Genomic DNA, 19,506 nt, shown 5'->3' with positions numbered 1-19,506 from the left:
TTCCCCAGTTACCCTAATATTTCTAATTCATTCGTGAGTTTGATTTTTCCGTGATTTTCCACATTCAGCTCAGTGCCATTTTCACCGTTGATAGTGACGCCTTGTATCCGCGTTGGCAGACGGGTACTGAGGGCTGACGTCTCACCCTTATCATTGACATAAGACGCATCAAAACGGTATTCGCCAGGTGGCAAAACATGACCTTCATTGTCAAGTTTGTCCCATTTGTACTCATCACTTTTCAGCGGTGTCGTACGGACAAGGCGGTTATCAGCATCGTATATTTTTAATGTCGCTGACTGTAAGCCTTCTGGCAGCGTGGTTCTAAGCTGGACAGCGTCTACGTTTTCAGTCACCTTCGCTTTATTACCCTCCATCATTATGGATCTGCCTACCAACGTCGAGGCACTCAGCGCTTGGTTCGATGTCAACGACGTCGCCATATTTTCAAGCTGATCCGAAATACTGGTCAGCCGCTCAAGGGAACTAAACTGAGACATTTGTGCAACCATGTCGTTGGTGTCTTGAGGAGCCGTCGGATCTTGGCCTTTTAGCTGCTCAATATACAGCTTTAAAAAAACATTCTGATCGGCTAAGGCGGTGTCTTTTTTATCCACTTCAGGCTTCTCGATACCAGCCTTTGATTTAGCCGCTTCAGTGCCATATTGAGAAATCAGCCCGCCAAGACCCTTTGCGTTAGATATATCTGTCATTAGCTACCCCCTATGATTGCCCAAGCGTGAGCATTTTTTGCATCATACTTTTTGCGGAGTTCATAATTTCAACGTTTGTTTGAAAAGATCGAGAGGCTGACATCATATCGGCCATTTCTTCCATTGGATTCACATTTGGATAAAACACATACCCCTCTTCATTGGCCATCGGGTGATCTGGCTCATAGCGAGGTTGTAGAGGTGCATCGGACTCAACAATAGCGTCAACCTTAACGCCCACCCCAGCACCGCTGTTATCTGACTTAACATTATTCCAGCCATAGCGTCGCATATTGTCGTTCATCATTTGCGAAAAAATAGGCTTGCGAGCACGGTAGGTTTGATCAGCCGCGCTTGCTGCACTGTCCACATTCGCCATATTGCTTGCAATGGTGTTCAAACGTACCGTTTGAGCGCTCATTGCTGATCCAGAGATGGTAAAAATATTACTTAAAGACATTGTTATTAATTCCCAGTAAGCGCTTTTCTCATGCCATTGATTTTCCTATCCAACAGCATAAAACTTGTGTCAAACTGCATCGAGTTCTGCGCATATTCCGCCTGCTCTCTTTGCATATCTACCGTATTGCCATCCAAAGATGGCTGGGTTGCATTTCGAAAAAACAAACCTTCAGGCTCGCCTGAAGCACCATGACCAGAAATATGTTTAGAATTGGTTCCAACCATGGACAATTTACTACTCTCGTTGCTTAGCATTGAGTCGAACGATATATCCCGAGCCTTAAAATTCGGCGTATCGGCATTAGCGATATTATTAGCAAGCACGGACGCTCTATCACTGCGAAACTGCAATGTCTTATCGTATCCGGCAAATGCACTTGCAAAAGATATGGCCATTTTATCCTCAATGAATATTACAGAAAGTATCGTTAATAAATTTAAAGCAATTATAATGCCAAAATAAAAACTCTTTAAAATCATAACCTTAAAAAAACAACAACGATCAACGGCAAAAAGCGGCAACATTAAAGTAGGAGAATAGACATAAAAAAAGGCCCATCCACACAACGCAGATGAGCCTTAAACGAGAAGTAATTTGGTGAAAACAGCCTTGGCTTATAAAACCTTAGCCTTGTAGACGATGCCTGGACGGCACTGCACAATTTCGAAATAATCGGACAATCCACTGATTGCCTCAGAGCCACCAAGAAACAAATATCCTCCTGATTTCAACGAAGCATGCATTCTTTTTAGAATGTCTAACTTTAGATCTGTCGTAAAATAAATCATAACATTGCGGCAAAAAATCACATCGAATTTTCCCAGCGCCGCAAATGACTCAATGAGATTCAAATATCTGAATTCAACTCGAGAACTCACGGTAGACCTTATTTTCCAAGTGGCATCATTGAGCTTATCAAAATAGCGCCCCTGAAAGTCGGCACCCAACCCCCTAGCAATGGCCAGACTGTCGTATTCACCCTGCTTTGCATGTTCTAAAATATTAGTGCAAATGTCTGTCGCAACAATCTTCTCACCAAACTTCAAAACACCAGGCTGAGACGCCTTAAATTCGTCAATAACCATACTGATTGAGTAAGGCTCTTGACCAGTAGAGGAAGCGGCAGACCATATTCTTAAAGGCGCATCCACCATTTCTGGGAGAATCTTCTCTTTCAGAATAATAAAAGGATGAGAATCTCTAAACCACAGCGTTTCGTTTGTCGTCATTGCATTAATGACTTCTTCTTTTAAAGCAGAACTGCCGATACGCTCTAAAGCATCAACAAGCTGCTCTATTCTTGCAAAACCGTCCCTCTCTAGCACCTTACCAAGACGACTAGCAACTAAATACTGCTTATTGTCACTTAGTGAGATCCCACACACTTTTTGTAGATAGTCTCTAAAACGTAAGTAACCATTCGGTGTGATTGCATTGGTACTACTGAGCATTAAAACTCCATAACTAACAGATCAATCATAACAATCCAATAAGCTAATAAATCAAATTACTGATCAGATTGGACCTGTACTGTTTCTATTGCTAATCTTGCAAGCTCATCAGGTTGAAACTTCGCTAAGAAGCCATCCGCACCTACTTTCTTAACCATAGCTTCATTGAATACACCACTTAACGACGTATGAAGTAGAATAAATAAATCCTGCAAACGGCTGTCATTTCTGATGGCGGTAGTGAGCGTATAACCATCCATTTCTGGCATCTCAATATCAGAAATCACCATAGCAAACTCTTTTGTAACGTCTTTACCTTCAGCAACCATAGCCTGTAGATAATTTAACGCTTCTCTGCCGTCACACAACACCGTCGTGACAAAACCAACTTGTTCCATACAACGCTTAATTTGCTTACGCGCTACGGATGAATCGTCCACAATCAGTATATGATGTTTTCTGGCGTTCTCTGTAATTCCATCATTCAAAATACCATCCGATATGTCTTGCTTGGTCGGCGCCACTTCGGAAAGAATCTGCTCAACATCAATAATTTCAACCATTTCCTTGTCAACTTGACACACAGCGGTCAAATAATTGTCATTTAATAGACCTTTTGGCGGTGGCTGTATATCACTCCAATTCATATTAACGATACGCTCTACACCGCGAACCAAAAAACCTTGAATACGACGATTGTACTCTGTGATGATAACAAAGCATTGGCTGATATTTTCCATCGGGCTTGCGCCTGTCGCTAACCCCAAGTCTAAAATAGGAATAGTGCCACCCCGAATGTGAGCGACACCACGTACGACAGGGGAGCTATGAGGCATACTTGTGAGCTTAGGGCACTGAAGCACTTCTTTCACTTTAAAAACATTAATGCCGTAAATTTGCTTACCATTTAGACGAAACAACAGCAATTCAAGTCGGTTTTCTCCGACCAGCTGTGTCCGTTGGTTAACCGTATCCAAAACGCCAGCCATATTCGCCTCCAAAATTTGTAAGCATGATTCTAAGGGCTTACCTTAGAATTGTTAAAATGTATCGTCCAATGATAAAGTGATTTCTAAAATTTTACTAACTATCTTAATTATAACGTCATAATAACCATCAAAGAGAGCGAATCATGCCAATCACAAGACTGATTATGGCCCTCATTTTTTTACAGATTGGACTCACTTCTGCAAAATCTCCCGAGGAACAAATCACCCTCTACATCAATGAGACTGAAATACCTCGCCTGTCAAAAATTTATCCCGATGCGATCATTAACATTACAATGAACAACCTTGCTGCGCTCAGCTATTTACCTGCTTGCGACAGCGACGACATCCAAGTTAAAAACCAAAGACCCGACGCCATTAAACGCACGAACTACGAAATCAGCTGCCAAACACCAGCTTGGACATCGTATATTCCCGTTACTCAATCGATCACAATTGAAGCGATTAAAACAAGCACACCCATTACGAGAGGGCATGTTATCAATCGTGGCAACACAACAACTGTCGAAGTGGATATATCCAACCTTAGAGGTCACATTTTCACGCCCAAAAATACACCCTACGGGCTGATAGCATCACGCAACCTGCGCATAAACACAGTCATAACAGATAACCTTATCGACCAACCCACCTTGGTTAAAAAAGGCGATAGCGTCTTAATAACCGCAAGCAGCGGCAGCATTACGGTAAAGATGAACGGCATCGCTTTAGAAAGCGGCAGCAAGGGACAGCAAATCCGTGTAAAAAACACCAGTTCTGAACGAATTATATACGCCAAAGTTGTAACTAACAGTGAGGTTCTTGTAAACTATTGACAGTAGTGTTCGGCAATCCATAATTTCAAAATTTATGAGGCTTTATTATTAAAGTTTTCACAAGTCTCGCCGACAACGTAGAAAGGCAATCATTGAAGGGCGGAAAACTCAATGGCGATACAGTTTACAGGTGTAACAAACCAAAACACCATTAACAAGAGCGAGCGTTTCCAAAAGGATGACGTTTCTAGCAGATCTACTGAAAAGAATAACACGGAAGTAAGTAGCGGCACCTTAGCACAAGATACGGTCAAACTAAGCGGTGCGGCACAAACCATGCAGGCGCAGCAATCAAAAATTAACAATTTACCCGACATAGATATGGACAAGGTAGAGCAAATTAAAAGCGCAATTGCCGCTGGCGAATACAAGATAGACACACAAAAGCTTGCCAGTAACATGGCATCAATGGACTCACTATTCTAAACTGTAATGTCTTAACAGCTTACATTCGACTCATTCTATGATTCCGCTCACGCCTATATTTAGCAAAACTAAAGACATACTCGAGGCACTGTCGCTCACACTTGATGAAGAGCGGTTTGCTTATGGAAAACTGGACAGTGAAACCGTCTTGACTCTGTCCAATAAAAAACAGCTTTTGCTAAACGAAATGAACAAACTTAATGAGAAAAGAATTAATATTCTCATTAAGTTTGACATAATCGATCGAAAAAACCCGACAGAACAAGCCTTTAAAGCTTGGTTAGGTAAGCAAGACAGCTCAATGGATGTTATTCGCCTTCTGATGCAAGAGTGCGAAGTCCTACTTAAATCCTGCAAAACAAAAAACCATACTAACGCAAGAATCTTGAACACCCTCCAGAAACGCAACAAACACCTATTCGAGCTACTCCAAGGACACAGCAGCAAAAATAAAGTTTATACAGCAAGAGGGTCGACACAGCCCATAAGCAGTAAACATACCCTAGGCAGAGCTTAAAAAACCATACAAATCAATAATATAAACATTGATTATTGTATTTTCCACACAATTAATGTATAAACTTTTAATCAAGATCGTCCCCGTAGCTCAGCTGGATAGAGCAATCCCCTCCTAAGGGATAGGTCGCAGGTTCAAATCCTGCCGAGGACACCACACATAAAAAAGCCGCCCTTAAAAGCGGCTTTTTTATGCCTTAAACCCTCGTATTTACTGGCCTATCGCCCTATTCTCGCTTTTAGAAGGTTTCAATTAGTTTCTATTGATTCAGTTGATGCCCCCACTTTTGGGGGACATTACTGGGGGCATTTAGGCAAAGTCAAAAGTCGATGCCTCCAATTGGATACCCCCAACCCAACCGAACTGAAAGCGTAAATACAAAAGGATTAGCTATGCCACCCAAAGATCGAGAACTTAAATGTTCGGGTCAAGTCCAACCGGACACTTTCCTAAAGGAGTTTTCATACTCAATGGGTGATTGGTCGCCATTCGACGAATGTAATCGCTCCAGATTGCAATGTTACTAAACAAACCGAAAACGATCGCCCGTACTTTAAATTAAATCCAATCGAAGGGTCTTACCCAAGGCTTTGGCCGCGTTATCCAAGGTATGAAGGGTAATTGACGTATTGTTAGGGTCTAACAACCGATCAAGCGCGGCACGACTCGTGTTCATTATTTGCGCCATTTTTGTTTTGGTCAGGTGTTCGCTTTCAATCTTTTGTTGAATTTCCCATGCGATCACTCGCTTAATTGCGACAGCGTTTGTTTCCGCCAACACTCCCGCTTCTTCTAAAAAGTCATCGAATGATGAACCAATATGTGTATTAGCCATGCTCTACCTCCCGTTGGCGTTTTTTGCCTAGCTCTAAGTCTGGCTTTGGTGTTTTTTGTGTGTTTTTAATGAAGCCATGGAGCAGTACTAAGCGCTCATCATGAAAGCAGAACAAAACACGGGCAATACGACCACCACTTAAAGTGGTTCTCACTTCCCATAACCCGCTCCCCATTGAGCGACAAACAGGCATACCAACAGGCCAGCCATATTCCACTAATTTAATATCCTGCCCGATAACGCTTCTGTCTTCCTTGGGCAACGACAACAACCATTCACGCAAAGGCTCGCTACCTGAGATCGACCGATAGAAACACGCAGAGACTTTCTTTCGACTTTGATTTTCCATAAGCCTTTGTACCACAAATGATACGATATAAGCTATCGTGCTTCAAATAATTGCGCACTTTCTGTACGCAATTTGACCAGCTCAAGTGAAAATACAGCGCTATTATGGAAAAAGAACACAATGAAACCAATACGAACACATTGGCAAAATGGGGGCATTATTGGGGGCATCATCAAAAAAAATATAAAATAAAAAACATATAAGACAATGACTTAAATATCTATTCTTTGTCTGCCGAGGACACCACACATAAAAAAGCCGCCCTTAAAAGCGGCTTTTTTTATATCAACGCATTGCTTATTCCGCTTCGAGCACTTCAAAGCTATGAACGATTTTTACACCACCTTTTTCCAACATCAAAGATGCAGAACAGTACTCTTCTGCGGACAACTTAACCGCTCGCGCCACAACGTTTTCTTTTAAACCACGACCTGTGACAACAAAGTGCACACGGATTTCAGTAAAGACGGCAGGCACGGTATCAGCACGGTCAGCGTCTATTTGCGCCACGCAAGACACGACGTCTTGGCGAGATTTTTTAAGAATCCCAACCACATCATAAGAGGTACACCCTCCCAACCCTGCCAGTAAAAGCTCCATAGGTCTTGGACCCGCTACCTGGTTGCCATCAATCTCTATTTTGAAACCAGACCCTGTCTCAGCGGTAAAATGTACGTCTTCTTGCCAACTAACACTTGTTTTCATAACTTCACCTTACCCATTATTTTAAGACTGAAACAGTTCTGCTAATTTATCACCCGGATCATCAGCGCGCATAAAGGCTTCGCCAACTAAGAACGCATGTATGTCTTTTTGACGCATCAAGGCCACATCGTCTCGAGTGTGGATGCCACTTTCCGTCACAATAAGACGGTCTTTAGGTACGCTATCCATCAATTCAAATGTGTGATCAAGACTCAATTCAAACGTGTGCAAATCACGATTATTGATACCAAATAACTCTGTTTCAGTGAAAGCCAACGCCAGCTCAAGTTCTGGGCGATTGTGAACTTCCACCAGCACATCCATACCTAAATCACGCGCCATAGTATCGAGTTGTCGCAGTTTTTCCCCGCTTAAACACGCTGCAATCAAGAGGATACAATCAGCACCAATGGCTCTGGCTTCCAGCACCTGATATTCGTCAACAATAAAATCTTTACGGATCACGGGGAGCTTACACGCTGCACGCGCTTCAACTAAAAAGTCGTCGTGACCTTGAAAAAAGTCTTTATCGGTTAAAACAGACAAACACGCCGCTCCCCCTCTTTCATAAGACCTTGCGATGTCTGCAGGAAAAAACGGGGCACGCAAAACACCTTTACTCGGCGATGCTTGTTTTATCTCCGCGATAACACCGGCTTTTCCAAGGGCAATTTTATGCCTTAATGCTTGTGCAAAGCCTCTTGGCGCATTATGCACATTAGCGACAGACGCCGCGACTTCCAAGTTTCCATAAGGTGTATGAGCTTTGCGCTCAGCGATTTCTTCGTACTTACGAGCCACGATTTTTTTCAAAATAGTCGGTGTTTCTGCTTGCATTAGGCTACTGCTCCTATTTATTACAGTGAATCAGGACTCATAAAACAACGGGTAAAGCTGGCCAACTCAGACATCTTGACCTTCGCCGTGCCACCGCCAATCACATCTTCTGCGATATTGACGCCTTCCGCCAAGGTATCGGCGATACCCGCCACATAAATCGCTGCACCAGCATTAAGAGCCACAATGTCTCTGGCTGGATTAACTTTCCCCTTGCCTTCCAAAGCGGTTTTTATCAAGGCTAAACTTTCATTGGCATCAAAGGCTTGGATCGTGTCCGTAGACTGCAATGGGATACCAAAATCTACGGGGGAAATAACATATTCCGTAATTTCAGTATTTTTCAGTTCGGCCACATACGTAGGAGCGGCAATACTAATTTCATCCAAACCATCTTGCGAATGGACCACCATGACATGCTCACTGCCGAGCGCCTGAAGCACTTCTGCAATCGGACGCACCCACTTTTGGTGAAATACGCCCATTACTTGACGTTTTGCATTCGCCGGATTGGTCAATGGGCCAAGCAAGTTAAAAATAGTTCGGGTCGCCATTTCTTTACGAGGACCAACCGCATATTTCATCGCAGAATGATGATTTGGCGCGAACATAAACCCTAAACCAATCTCTTCAATACAACGACAAACCTGCTCTGGACTCAAACCCAAAAAAATACCCGCTTGCTCCAAAACATCAGCACTGCCCGACTTAGAGGATACAGAACGTCCACCGTGTTTGGCCACTTTGCCACCTGCCGATGCCACCACAAAAGCGGATGCAGTTGAAACATTGAATAAGTGACCGCCATCACCACCGGTACCACAGGTATCAACCACGTGATCAAGATCCAATTCGACTTTACTAGACAGCGCCCGCATGACTTGAGCGGCAGCGGTAATTTCTTCAACCGTCTCACCTTTCATTCTTAATGCGATTAAAAAACCCCCTATCTGAGCGGGGGTGGTTTTCCCAGTCATAATGTCTGTCATTACGGTTTTCATCTCATCACCGCTCAAATCCTGACATTCGACCACGGCCGCAATCGCTTTTTGAATATTCACTTGCGTCTCCTGTTCTGTTATCTCCACGATCGTCGCACTATCGTGATAAAAAATTGGCTAATAAGGCATGACCCGCCTCGGTTAAAATCGATTCAGGATGAAATTGCACCCCTTCTACATCAAGCGTTTTGTGACGAAGCCCCATAATCTCATCGTTTTCGCCGGCCTCGTTTCGGCTCCAAGCCGTCACTTCAAGACAATCTGGTAGGTCTTGTGATGAGACAACTAAAGAATGGTATCGCGTCGCCGTTTGCGGGTTTGGCAGCCCAGAAAAAACCGAGGTATTGTGGTGGTAAATAAGCGATGTCTTACCATGCATCACTTTTTTAGCACGAATGATCTTTCCACCAAAGACTTGACCAATACTTTGATGGCCTAAACAAATACCCAAAATAGGAATTTTACCCGCGAAAGCAGCGATGGCCGCCAATGAAACTCCCGCCTCATTCGGCGTACAAGGTCCAGGAGAAATCACCAAATGCGAAGGAGCAAGCCGCTCAATATCATCTAGGGTAATTTCATCGTTACGAAAAGTGTGTACTTCGGCACCCAACTCGCAAAAATATTGCACTAGGTTGTAAGTGAAGGAGTCATAATTGTCGATCATCAGTAACATAAAATATGGGCGCGCTCAAAAAATCTCTATCAATATACTATCGGTTAGTGAAACCAGTCAGCGGAAAATACCAAGGCCGTTCTCCTACCTTTGAGGGGCAGATTCTACACTGTCATGAACACACTGTCTTGCCTCGGATAGACAATCGGACCAGCCCTCATACGCTGAATTTTGTATAACACCAAGATCCTCAAGGCAACAGCACCCCTTCAACTGACTTTCTCACGATTAAGGTAATCTTGTGCAAAAACAGAGCCTTGTTTGATCAACAAGGGGTTATACCACACACTAGAAAGCATGTTATCTTTACCTTCTCATTTGTGTAATTAAGGACTGTCTGTGCATAGCCAAGTCGCTGATCTCATCGAAACTCTCATTCAGGACGCGCATTCTCCAGAGTCCATTAATAAGCTGATTTCTGAATTAACGCCCGACGACGTTGCCTTAGCCCTGGAGTCCATTCCCCTTACCCAACGGCGACAAGCCTGGGCAAACATCAAACAAGCCAATCGGCTTGATATTCTTGTTGAAATGCGAGGGGAATCTCGCCAGCTATTACTTCGAGAGCTCGACGATTCCGAAATTGAAGCTTTATTCACGGATGTGGACGCCGAAGATCTATTAGAAATCACCGACTCCCTACCGGATCGCCTTGTTGACATCGCACTCAAGCAGATGGACAACAAACAACGCGAATATTATCAACAAGGTATTGTCTACGACGACGATGTCGTTGGTCGCTGGATTGACCATGAATTACTAATCGCTTCACAATCCATACGCACATCAGAAGCACTGAGATTACTGAAAAAAAGCACGCCAGATTACACCGACATGGTTTACCTGGTGAACCGAACAGGGCGTTGGGTTGGTTGTGTAAAATTTGACAAGCTCTTTAAAGCTCAAGGGCACGAACCCATTTCTAGCTTGATCGATGAAGAGTGCTCTTTTATTCGCGCCGACACCGAACTGACCAAAGCAGCCGAGCTGCTTGAGCGTTCTGCTCTGTCTGCACTGCCTGTCGTCGACGACAATCAAATTTTACTCGGTCGATTTCACGCAGGCTTAGCCATGGAAACGTGGCGTTTAGAACACGAAGCCCAACAAATGTCGACCGCCGGCCTTAATGAGGAATCCGACTTATTCGCGCCCGTAAAACGCAGCGCAGCAACGCGCGGTATCTGGTTGGGTATTAACTTGCTGACCGCATTTTTAGCGTCGGCGTTTATCGGTATTTTTGAAGGCACGCTGCAACAAGTCGTTGCGTTGGCCGTACTGATGCCCGTCGTCGCGTCAATGGGCGGTATTGCTGGCAGCCAGACTTTAACCTTAATCGTACGCGGTTTGGCGCTCGGGCAAATCACCCGAAGTAACTTAAAATCCCTCCTATCCAAAGAGCTCAAGGTCGGTGGATTAAACGGGATTTTGTGGGCGATCGTGATTGGTGTTGTAACGTTATGGTGGTTCGAAAGCCCCATGCTCGGCGCGGTGATTGGACTGGCTATTATTGTCAACATTATTATGGCCGCGCTCTCTGGGGTTTTGATTCCCGTCTTGCTCGATAAATTACGCATCGACCCGGCGCTCTCTGGGTCGGTTATTTTAACCACGGTGACTGACATTGTTGGTTTCGTGGCCTTTTTAGGGTTAGGCACCTTGTTGCTGATTTAACCCCTACACGATTATAAAAAGAGACAAAGTAGAATCATGAATTGGGAAACAATGCAGCTATATTTAGGCTTAGGCGACACAAAGATGCACTGGGTTGTGCGCGTTTTTGTCGTTGTTCTTGGTACGCTTTTGGTCAATTTTGTCGCCACTCGGTTACTAGCCCGAATCGACCGTCAACTCGAAAAAACCAAAACACCATGGGATAATGTGCTCATTCATGCGGCCCAAAAGCCCATCGGTGTTTTTATTTGGCTAACAGGGCTTAGCGTGGCCGCTGAAATTTCAGGCACTGAAATCGAACCTGGCTTTACGTCACTCATCCAGTCAATACGCGGAATAGGTGTCATTGTTATTCTAACTTGGTTTATTTTACGCTGTATTTCTGAGTGTGAAAAAACCCTAACGACGTCAAGCAAATTAGCCACTCACGTGGACTACACCACAGCAAGTGCCATCAGTAAATTATTGCGGGCTTCTGTCGTCATTACGGCGGCCTTGGTGGTATTACAAACGCTCGGTTACAGTATATCTGGCGTACTAGCATTTGGCGGTATTGGCGGTATCGCGGTAGGCTTCGCGGCGAAAGATCTGTTGGCGAATTTTTTTGGTGGCTTAATGGTGTATTTGGATCGACCTTTTGCCATTGGTGATTGGGTGCGTTCACCCGATCAAGACATTGAAGGTACGGTAGAGCACATTGGCTGGCGACAGACGCGTATTCGTACTTTTGAAAAACGCCCTTTGTATGTACCCAATTCTACTTTTTCACTGATCTCTGTGGAAAACCCATCGCGCATGACACACAGACGCATCAATGAAACGCTTGGCGTGCGCTACGACGATTTTAATGTACTACCAACAATTTTGGCCGACATCAAGCAAATGATTGCCACTCATGAAGACCTCGATACCAACGAAACTTACATGGTAAATTTCAATCAGTTTGGCCCTTCATCGCTGGATTTTTTCATCTATGCTTACACCAAAACCGTAGACTGGCGCACCTATCATAACGTCAAGCAAGACGTTTTGTTCAAGGCCATGCAGATTATTGAGTCGCACGGTGCCGAAGTCGCTTTCCCAACTCACACGGTTCATATGGCAGACAACAGCCGGATGACTGCGCTGCCCGAGACGTCATTAAACCAGTAACTCAGCCAAATCATCCAGAATAGCGTCGGCTCCCAATGTGGTTAAGTCGACGCCTTGATGGTAACCATAGGTCACCAGTGCGCATTTAAAACCGGCGTTTTTCGCGGCATTAAAATCGGTTATCGAATCACCAATCATTAAACATTTCTCTGGCAAAGCGTCAATTGACTCGCTGCAATACAACAAAGGCAATGCCGACGGTTTTTTCTCTTCCAAGGTATCGCCGCCCAATAACCAGCCAAACTGCTCTGTAAGGCCGAAATGATCCAGCATGGGTTTAACGAACACACTGGGTTTATTGGTGATCAGCGCCACGGGCACACCATTGTGTTTAAACGCTTTGAGCAAGGCTTTCACATTAGGGTATAAGGTCGTTTTGTCGGTAAGGTGAGCCCGATAATGCAATAAGAAAATACGATAGGCTTCGCCGTGCAGATCCGTCTCTAGGTTCGCCCACTCTAACGCTTGATCGATCAACTTAGCCGAACCAAAACCGACCCAGCTGCGAACAAGATCTTCACCCGCTAAGGTTGAACCGAGCTCATACAAGGCTGCATCCACGGCGCTTGCGATGTCAGGCACGCTGTCTACTAAGGTGCCGTCAAGATCCAAGCACACTAATTCAGGCCACCCCTCAAACCAAGTCGAAAAATAACGCGGCGTTTTCATCGGCGCACACTCGCCAGCTCGTCTCGCATCGTGTCGATAACGGCCTTATAGTCGTCTTTACCAAAAATAGCAGAACCGGCCACAAAGGTATCGGCTCCCGCGCGGGCGATGTCTGCAATGTTTTTTTCACTCACGCCGCCATCAACTTCAAGGCGAATGCTGTATCCACTCGCGTCGATAAGCGCGCGCGCTTCACGCAACTTATCCAGCGTGCCGGGAATAAAAGATTGCCCCCCAAATCCAGGGTTCACCGACATCAGTAGCACCATATCCACTTTGTCCATCACATGCTTTAAGTAATGCAAGGGCGTCGCTGGATTAAATACCAAACCTGCTTTACATCCGCCGTCGCGGATCATTTGCAAGGAGCGGTCAATGTGCTCACTGGCTTCTGGATGAAAAGTAATAATGGACGCGCCTGCTTCAATAAAATCGGCGATCATACGATCGACCGGTTTCACCATTAAATGCACATCAATATCGGCTGTCACACCATGTTTGCGCAGCGCTTTGCACACCATAGGACCAATGGTTAAATTGGGAACATAATGATTATCCATCACATCGAAGTGGATGATATCAGCGCCCGCCGCCAACACATTATCCACCTCTTCTCCTAGTCGAGCGAAATTCGCCGACAGGATCGAAGGCGCTATAAGAAAATCATTCATATCTAACTCCAGCAGTGACACAATAAAGGATCAAAAGAAAATGTTGTGCGTATTTTAACAAGGCATTAAAAAGAAGTATTGAAAACAATGAAGAAAATGAACACACCCTTTCAGACAGGGCACTCGACAACGCATCAGACAAGTTGTCAGAAAACAAGAACTCAGAAGACCCAACACATCATTACGCTTTTTATCTGTCTGATCCTCAGTGGTTTTTTGTCAGCCGAAACGACTCAACCCTCGCCCGAAAGCACACAAAATCCGCCTTCAGATAGCACCGACTATGTGTTACCCCAACCTCAAAAAACGCGCATAGAAGCCTTAATTACCTCGATAACGCGAAGAAGACTAGACCATCAAATCCAAAACTTAGAAGCAAACGGTGAGGCGTTCCTTACACTGTATCGACCTGCGCTCACCCACTCAACAGAAGGCTGCCTTATTCTTTTACACTCTGACAATGAACACCCTGACTGGCCTGACGCGATTGCGCCATTACGAAATGCCATGCCAGCCCACAGCTGGTGTACTTTTTCTATCGAAGTACCCGATGTCACATTGCGGGCAGCCCCGATCAAAACCATCACATCAGAAGAAAACAACGATCAGGCTAATCAAGAACAGCCCAACCAAGCCGTTGTTTTTGCTAGAATTCAAGCCACAATAGATCAAGCAAACACGCAAAATATCGGTCAAATAGCACTTTTAGGGTACGGCACAGGTGCCAGTTACGCGTTGAGTTTCTTGGCCACGAACCCAACAAGCGTCAACGCTTTGATACTGATTGAAATAAAAGCGTCATCCGCACAACAAGAATACCCGACCGCACAATCACTGAGTCTGATAAACCAACCGACACTGGACTATTACACCCAAACTGATTCTAGCGAGCAGTTTTCCGTTTGGCGCCAGCAAGCGGCGAACCAACAAAAAAACAGTCAGAATAACTATACCGCGTTAAATGCTCTTTTTGACCACCAAGTAGGCGAAGAAAACGGAGCCGTACTTATTCAAAGAGTACGCGGCTTTTTAAAACAAAACACCACTCAAAAAGAACAACGCTCAGCGCTACCCACCCTAAAAAAAGGACTTTTCTACGAAAGCCCTTAATGCCACCAGCAAGCACTCGCTCTTTATTTACGGATGTTTTTTATCATCTCATAGGCCGCTTGAATTTCTTGCGTGCGCTCTTTCGCCAGCTCGATCATCTCATCAGGTAAGCCGCTTGCGCTGAGTTTATCCGGGTGATTTTTGCTCATTAGCCGACGATACGCTTTTTTAATGTCTGCATCGCTCATTTCTGGTGTTACGCCTAGCAGCTCGTAAGCGGCTTTTAGCACATCTTTTGATCCCATCGAATCGGAAGAAGAATACCCCTGTCTAAAATGCGCTTGTTGCTTAACCTGAATGTGCAGCGCATCAAACTCAGCGACCGACACGCCCAAATGCGCGCAAACTTGAGAAACAAACGATTTTTCTTCTACGCTGAAATGACCATCCGCATACGCCGACACCAACAAAACTTCCAATAAGGTGCGTGTTAAATCGCCTGGGCCAACCGTTTGTTTAAAGGTATTTAGGACCGAAGTAAGATCAAAATGGGCGGATTTACCTTCGTTGAATAACTGTCTGGCTTGATCTTGAGCCGCTGGCGACAACCTGAGGCGCTGCATCACCGATTGCGCTAGCTGAATTTCAGCCTCTGATACCTGTCCGTCTGATTTGGCCAAACGCCCCATCAATAAAAATAAAGTACGAAAAAAAGTGTCTTGTTGTAAACGAATATTCGCTCGATTACGAGCACCACCAAAGGCTTGCCCTTTTTGGCCTCGGTCGACAAAACCGCCCACAATGAAACCTAACAATCCCCCAAGAAAACCACCTAGAATATAACCCAAGATGGCACACACAATTTTCCACATAAAGAAATTTCTCCAGAATCGGTAGCCCCTACAGGCCTGCTTAGATTATCATTTGTCTCATCAGGTGGAACCGCTTTTAGGCAGTATCCGATTTAGGACAACAACTATTAATAATAAGTATACCCTGCATGGTTAAGCATTTACGCACCTACACCTTATTTTTTCAAAGTCTTTTCATTTTGCCGCTGGTTCATGCGCAAGCGAATCAGTGGGATTGGGCGCCAAGAGAAACACTGACAAGCGAGCAGCAGTCACAACTGAATCAATATTGCCAAGGCACCTACGTGAGTCAATGGCAGGCGACAACATCAGAAGACACTCGTCTCGCGGCGGACATGATCGTTCGAGGAAAAGAAGGGGTAATTCACCTTAAAGGTGCCGCGCAGATTATTCAGCCTTTATCCACTTTATCCGCAGACACCATTGACGGGGTGCCTAACGAATACTATCGCGCCAAAGGCAATGTCGCCCTACGCGCCAGCAACCAGCTCGTTCGAAGTTCTAGCGCTTATATTGACAACAGCGGTAACAACGCGACTCAGTTTGATAACGCGCAATTTCTTAGCCATAACTCAGGCGCCCGAGGTGAAGCCAAGTTGCTGTCGCAAACTCAATCGGGGGTGGTGTTTATCGAGGAAGGTTTTTTTACCACCTGCGAACCAAATCAAGAAAGCTGGACACTGTATGGCAGCTCCATAAAGCTCGATACAAACAGTGGTTTTGGCACAGCAAAACACGTGCAAATTCGCATTGCTGGCTTACCCATCTTTTACTTTCCCTGGCTCAGATTCCCGATAGACAACACTCGCCAAACAGGTTTTTTGTTTCCAGTACTGGGTTATTCAGGTTCTGATGGCGTCAGTCTCTCAGCGCCGTTTTATTGGAATATCGCCTCTAATTACGATGCCACTTTCACGCCACAATTCATTCAAGAAAAAGGTGAAGGCATTGACATTGAGTTCAGGCATTTAGGGCCTTTTGGCGACACTGTTTACGAGCAATCTACCTTCTCAAGCAATGAAGAAGGCGAACAAACGCTGTTTAAACTAACTTCAGATCAAGTGTTTAATCGCCATATTTATGCTGGCCTCACCTACGAAAGTAACCCGACAGAAACCAAATACCCTGAGATCAACAGCATTTCCCTTGGGGAAAAAGATCATTACGAGCGCAGTATTTATGTTGATTTGAACGAGGGAAACTTTCTCAACAAGGTAACCTATTTAACATACCAAACACCGAACGCCGCCACTAATCAGCCGTTTGAATGGAAACCTCGCATTGACAGCGCGTACCGACTGGCTAACTCGGTGGTCGATTACTCGATTACGGGGCAGTACACAGATTTTTATGACCCCGCGGAAGATAACTTTGACGGACGGCGCTTTGTTCTTAATCAAGACATCGCGATAGAACTGAGTAACGCTTGGGGTAATTTCACGCCAGGTGTCTTGGCGCAATATCGCGATTATGATCTAAACCATTATACTGGTAGCTCAGCCAGCAGCGCCTCGCTTGAGCACATTAGCGCTTACATTGACTCGTCGATTGTACTTGAGCGCAGCATTACAACAAACCGCAGGCTGTGGCGGCAAACACTGGAGCCACGCTTAAACTACTTAAACTCACCCTACAAAAATCAAAACGCCATCCCAAACTTTGACGCCAGTAACACGACATTGACCTACTCACAGGCCTTTAGTCATAAACGTTTTAACGGTAACGACCGCATTGGTGACACACAACAGCTTACCTTTGGCTTAGAAAGTCGTCTCTACGACGAAAACAACAGTGAAAAATGGGCCTTTAAAGCCGGGCAAATTTTTTACCTTGAAGATCGTTATGTGTCTATCAGTGGCAATTCGAACGACAGCAGCCCTGTTGACAGCTCAAAACACAGTGATTTATTAACCTCTGCGACTTACAGTGGCGATCGATATTCTTTAACCAGCAACGTGAATTACGACCCAGACAGTGACGCAATCAACTTAACCCAAATAGTCGCCTCGTTAGAACCTGTCGATGACGTAAAAATTAATGTCAGTTACCTTTATTCTGTTGACGACGCCGAACAGGCCAGTCTTGGCAGCGTATTGCCTCTAAGCCAAAACTGGTCGATGTTCACTCAATACACCTACGATTTTCTCAGACAAGACTCTATTAAAGAGATTGCCGGTCTAGGCTATGAAAACTGTTGTATCAAGGTATCATTGAGCTACCAAGATTGGCTCAATGATGACAAAAAATTTGATAGAGGCGTCTTTTTACAATTTACCCTACGCGGTTTAAGCTCAGCTGGCCGTGCAAATAATCAGTCCAGTATTGCTGATACCTATTGGAACCAAGGAAACGTTGGATATTAACCATGAAGTTGCTTTCTTTTTTCTCTGTTGTTTTATTATCACTAACGCCTTTTCAGGCGATTCAGGCGGCGCCCATTAAAGTGGACGGTATTTCAGCCATCATCGACTCAACCCCTATTCTCGAAAGCGACATTCAGGGTCGCTTTCAAATCGTTAAAGACCGCATTCCTGGGGGGATCATGACCGATAACATTCATCGACAAATACAAAACCAAATGATCGATGAAGCGCTACAGGTCAATTACGCTCGCAAAGTCGGTATGCGCGCTTCAAGCTCAGAAGTAGACAACGCTATTCTCGGTGTGGCTAAAAACATGAACCTCGATCTGGACGGTTTAAAGCGTGTCCTAGCCGACAAAGGCGTTGATTATGCTCGCTACCGTGAACAGATAACGCAAGAAATCCTCATCAATAGCATTAAAAGAGACATCGTTAGAAAGCGCATTGTAATCACGGAAGAAGAAATCAGTGATTACCTGAGCTCTGACACCAGCATCACCAAAGAAAAGGAACAAGTTCATTTGCGTCACTTAATCATCCGTGCGAGTGATCCTGAACGTGCAGAAGTAAGCATTCAAACCATTGCTGACAAAATACGCTCGGAAGACGATTTTATCCAACAGACGATTGAAAACTCAGACGGTCAATTTGCCATCGAAGGCGGTGATTTAGGCTGGCGCCCACTCAATCAGCTTCCTCCGTTGTTTGTAAGAGCAATAGACACTGAAAAAGGTCCATTGATCGGTCCGTTGCAAAGTAATGCCGGCTTTCATTTATTATGGCTGATAGAAAAACGCTCGCCCGATGTGACCTTGCAACAACAAACTAAAACACGCCACATTCTGGTTCGTGCCAACGAAATCCGAACCCTTGAACAAACCAAAGTCTTGGCAGATGACCTCTATAAACGTCTAAAAAGTGGAGCAGACTTCGCCCAACTTGCCAAAGAGTTTAGTGAAGACCAAGGCTCCACCATTCAGGGCGGTGATCTTGGCTGGGTCACACCAGGCACCATGGTGCCAGAATTTGAGGACATGATGAAACAAACCGATTTAGGCGATATTAGCCCGCCGTTTAGAACACAATTTGGTTGGCATATATTGCAAGTCGAAGGTCGCCGTGAAGCGGACATCAGCGACAAGGTAAAACGCAGTAACGCCGAACGCGCCCTCACCGCACAAAAACAAGATGTTGTATTAGGTAACTGGCTCGATGAATTGCGCGCTGACGCCTTTATCGACATTAAGAAGTAAACACAAC

General features: G+C 44.9%; 22 protein-coding genes and 1 tRNA gene. 9 read left to right on the top strand and 14 right to left on the bottom strand.

Annotated elements, in window-relative coordinates; genetic code table 11:
- Positions 1-8 precede the first annotated feature (8 nt).
- The 5 genes from FXV75_RS03785 to FXV75_RS03765 all read right to left on the bottom strand — a co-directional run bounded on the left by FXV75_RS03785 (position 9) and on the right by FXV75_RS03765 (position 3,616).
- Positions 9-713, bottom strand: coding sequence for a flagellar hook assembly protein FlgD (locus tag FXV75_RS03785; RefSeq protein WP_148831247.1), 705 nt, complete (start codon positions 711-713; stop codon positions 9-11).
- A gap of 10 nt (positions 714-723) precedes the next feature.
- On the bottom strand, positions 724-1,173 hold the full coding sequence (gene flgC / locus FXV75_RS03780; RefSeq protein ID WP_148831246.1) for a flagellar basal body rod protein FlgC: 450 nt from the start codon (positions 1,171-1,173) through the stop codon (positions 724-726).
- A gap of 5 nt (positions 1,174-1,178) precedes the next feature.
- Positions 1,179-1,571 (bottom strand): flagellar basal body rod protein FlgB, encoded by a 393-nt coding sequence (flgB, locus tag FXV75_RS03775; RefSeq protein ID WP_148831245.1) that lies wholly within the window; start codon positions 1,569-1,571, stop codon positions 1,179-1,181.
- 219 nt (positions 1,572-1,790) lie between these two features.
- Positions 1,791-2,627: a CheR family methyltransferase gene (locus FXV75_RS03770; RefSeq protein WP_148831244.1), complete on the bottom strand. Its 837-nt coding sequence runs from the start codon at positions 2,625-2,627 to the stop codon at positions 1,791-1,793.
- A 56-nt stretch (positions 2,628-2,683) separates the two neighbouring features.
- A complete protein-coding gene (locus FXV75_RS03765) occupies positions 2,684-3,616 on the bottom strand; it encodes a chemotaxis protein CheV (RefSeq protein ID WP_148831243.1) in 933 nt (310 codons plus the stop codon).
- A 143-nt stretch (positions 3,617-3,759) separates the two neighbouring features.
- Between FXV75_RS03765 and flgA the strand changes: the two genes are divergently transcribed.
- The 4 genes from flgA to FXV75_RS03745 all read left to right on the top strand — a co-directional run bounded on the left by flgA (position 3,760) and on the right by FXV75_RS03745 (position 5,551).
- A complete protein-coding gene (flgA, locus tag FXV75_RS03760; RefSeq protein WP_148831242.1) occupies positions 3,760-4,452 on the top strand; it encodes a flagellar basal body P-ring formation chaperone FlgA in 693 nt (230 codons plus the stop codon).
- Positions 4,453-4,563: 111 nt separating this feature from the next.
- On the top strand, positions 4,564-4,878 hold the full coding sequence (gene flgM, locus FXV75_RS03755) for a flagellar biosynthesis anti-sigma factor FlgM (RefSeq protein WP_148831241.1): 315 nt from the start codon (positions 4,564-4,566) through the stop codon (positions 4,876-4,878).
- A 37-nt stretch (positions 4,879-4,915) separates the two neighbouring features.
- Complete coding sequence (locus FXV75_RS03750) at positions 4,916-5,395, top strand: flagella synthesis protein FlgN (RefSeq protein WP_148831240.1); 480 nt, start codon at positions 4,916-4,918, stop codon at positions 5,393-5,395.
- A gap of 79 nt (positions 5,396-5,474) precedes the next feature.
- Positions 5,475-5,551 (top strand) — tRNA-Arg (locus tag FXV75_RS03745).
- A gap of 397 nt (positions 5,552-5,948) precedes the next feature.
- Here FXV75_RS03745 and FXV75_RS03740 read toward each other — a convergent pair.
- The 6 genes from FXV75_RS03740 to FXV75_RS03715 form a co-directional block, all read right to left on the bottom strand.
- Entirely contained in the window at positions 5,949-6,230 is a 282-nt protein-coding gene (locus tag FXV75_RS03740) for an XRE family transcriptional regulator (RefSeq protein WP_148831239.1), read from the bottom strand.
- On the bottom strand, positions 6,223-6,579 hold the full coding sequence (locus tag FXV75_RS03735) for a type II toxin-antitoxin system RelE/ParE family toxin (protein WP_148831238.1): 357 nt from the start codon (positions 6,577-6,579) through the stop codon (positions 6,223-6,225). The genes FXV75_RS03740 and FXV75_RS03735 overlap by 8 nt, the downstream gene beginning before the upstream one ends.
- A gap of 297 nt (positions 6,580-6,876) precedes the next feature.
- On the bottom strand, positions 6,877-7,284 hold the full coding sequence (locus FXV75_RS03730) for an OsmC family protein (RefSeq protein ID WP_148831237.1): 408 nt from the start codon (positions 7,282-7,284) through the stop codon (positions 6,877-6,879).
- Between the two features lie 21 nt (positions 7,285-7,305).
- Positions 7,306-8,121 carry an indole-3-glycerol phosphate synthase TrpC gene (gene trpC / locus FXV75_RS03725; protein WP_148831236.1) on the bottom strand — a complete coding sequence of 272 codons (816 nt, stop codon included), beginning with the start codon at positions 8,119-8,121 and terminating at the stop codon, positions 7,306-7,308.
- Between the two features lie 20 nt (positions 8,122-8,141).
- A complete protein-coding gene (gene trpD / locus FXV75_RS03720) occupies positions 8,142-9,182 on the bottom strand; it encodes an anthranilate phosphoribosyltransferase (protein ID WP_148831235.1) in 1,041 nt (346 codons plus the stop codon).
- Positions 9,183-9,219: 37 nt separating this feature from the next.
- On the bottom strand, positions 9,220-9,798 hold the full coding sequence (locus FXV75_RS03715) for an anthranilate synthase component II (protein ID WP_148831234.1): 579 nt from the start codon (positions 9,796-9,798) through the stop codon (positions 9,220-9,222).
- A 339-nt stretch (positions 9,799-10,137) separates the two neighbouring features.
- Between FXV75_RS03715 and FXV75_RS03710 the strand changes: the two genes are divergently transcribed.
- Both FXV75_RS03710 and FXV75_RS03705 read left to right on the top strand, forming a co-directional pair.
- Positions 10,138-11,469: a magnesium transporter gene (locus FXV75_RS03710; protein ID WP_148831233.1), complete on the top strand. Its 1,332-nt coding sequence runs from the start codon at positions 10,138-10,140 to the stop codon at positions 11,467-11,469.
- 36 nt (positions 11,470-11,505) lie between these two features.
- Complete coding sequence (locus FXV75_RS03705; protein ID WP_187424843.1) at positions 11,506-12,621, top strand: mechanosensitive ion channel family protein; 1,116 nt, start codon at positions 11,506-11,508, stop codon at positions 12,619-12,621.
- On the opposite strand, the gene FXV75_RS03700 is transcribed toward FXV75_RS03705, so the two are convergent.
- The gene (locus FXV75_RS03700) at positions 12,610-13,290 is read right to left on the bottom strand and encodes a phosphoglycolate phosphatase (RefSeq protein WP_148831232.1); all 681 of its coding nucleotides are present in this window, start codon (positions 13,288-13,290) and stop codon (positions 12,610-12,612) included. The genes FXV75_RS03705 and FXV75_RS03700 overlap by 12 nt on opposite strands.
- Entirely contained in the window at positions 13,287-13,961 is a 675-nt protein-coding gene (gene rpe / locus FXV75_RS03695; protein ID WP_148831231.1) for a ribulose-phosphate 3-epimerase, read from the bottom strand. The genes FXV75_RS03700 and rpe overlap by 4 nt, the downstream gene beginning before the upstream one ends.
- A 177-nt stretch (positions 13,962-14,138) precedes the next feature.
- Here rpe and FXV75_RS03690 point away from each other — a divergent pair, with 177 nt between their 5' ends.
- Positions 14,139-15,071 (top strand): DUF3530 family protein, encoded by a 933-nt coding sequence (locus tag FXV75_RS03690; RefSeq protein WP_410428251.1) that lies wholly within the window; start codon positions 14,139-14,141, stop codon positions 15,069-15,071.
- A 23-nt stretch (positions 15,072-15,094) separates the two neighbouring features.
- On the opposite strand, the gene djlA is transcribed toward FXV75_RS03690, so the two are convergent.
- Entirely contained in the window at positions 15,095-15,883 is a 789-nt protein-coding gene (djlA, locus tag FXV75_RS03685) for a co-chaperone DjlA (RefSeq protein ID WP_148831229.1), read from the bottom strand.
- Between the two features lie 128 nt (positions 15,884-16,011).
- Between djlA and FXV75_RS03680 the strand changes: the two genes are divergently transcribed.
- Both FXV75_RS03680 and FXV75_RS03675 read left to right on the top strand, forming a co-directional pair.
- On the top strand, positions 16,012-18,246 hold the full coding sequence (locus tag FXV75_RS03680; RefSeq protein WP_148831228.1) for an LPS-assembly protein LptD: 2,235 nt from the start codon (positions 16,012-16,014) through the stop codon (positions 18,244-18,246).
- A 2-nt stretch (positions 18,247-18,248) separates the two neighbouring features.
- Positions 18,249-19,499 carry a peptidylprolyl isomerase gene (locus FXV75_RS03675; RefSeq protein WP_148831227.1) on the top strand — a complete coding sequence of 417 codons (1,251 nt, stop codon included), beginning with the start codon at positions 18,249-18,251 and terminating at the stop codon, positions 19,497-19,499.
- Positions 19,500-19,506: the final 7 nt, after the last annotated feature.

Origin of the sequence: Marinomonas sp. IMCC 4694 (genome assembly GCF_008122525.1) — a bacterium.
Taxonomy (GTDB): Bacteria; Pseudomonadota; Gammaproteobacteria; order Pseudomonadales; family Marinomonadaceae; genus Marinomonas.
The sequence above is the reverse complement of the archived record's forward strand: the minus strand, read 5'-3'. Positions and strand labels throughout refer to the sequence as shown.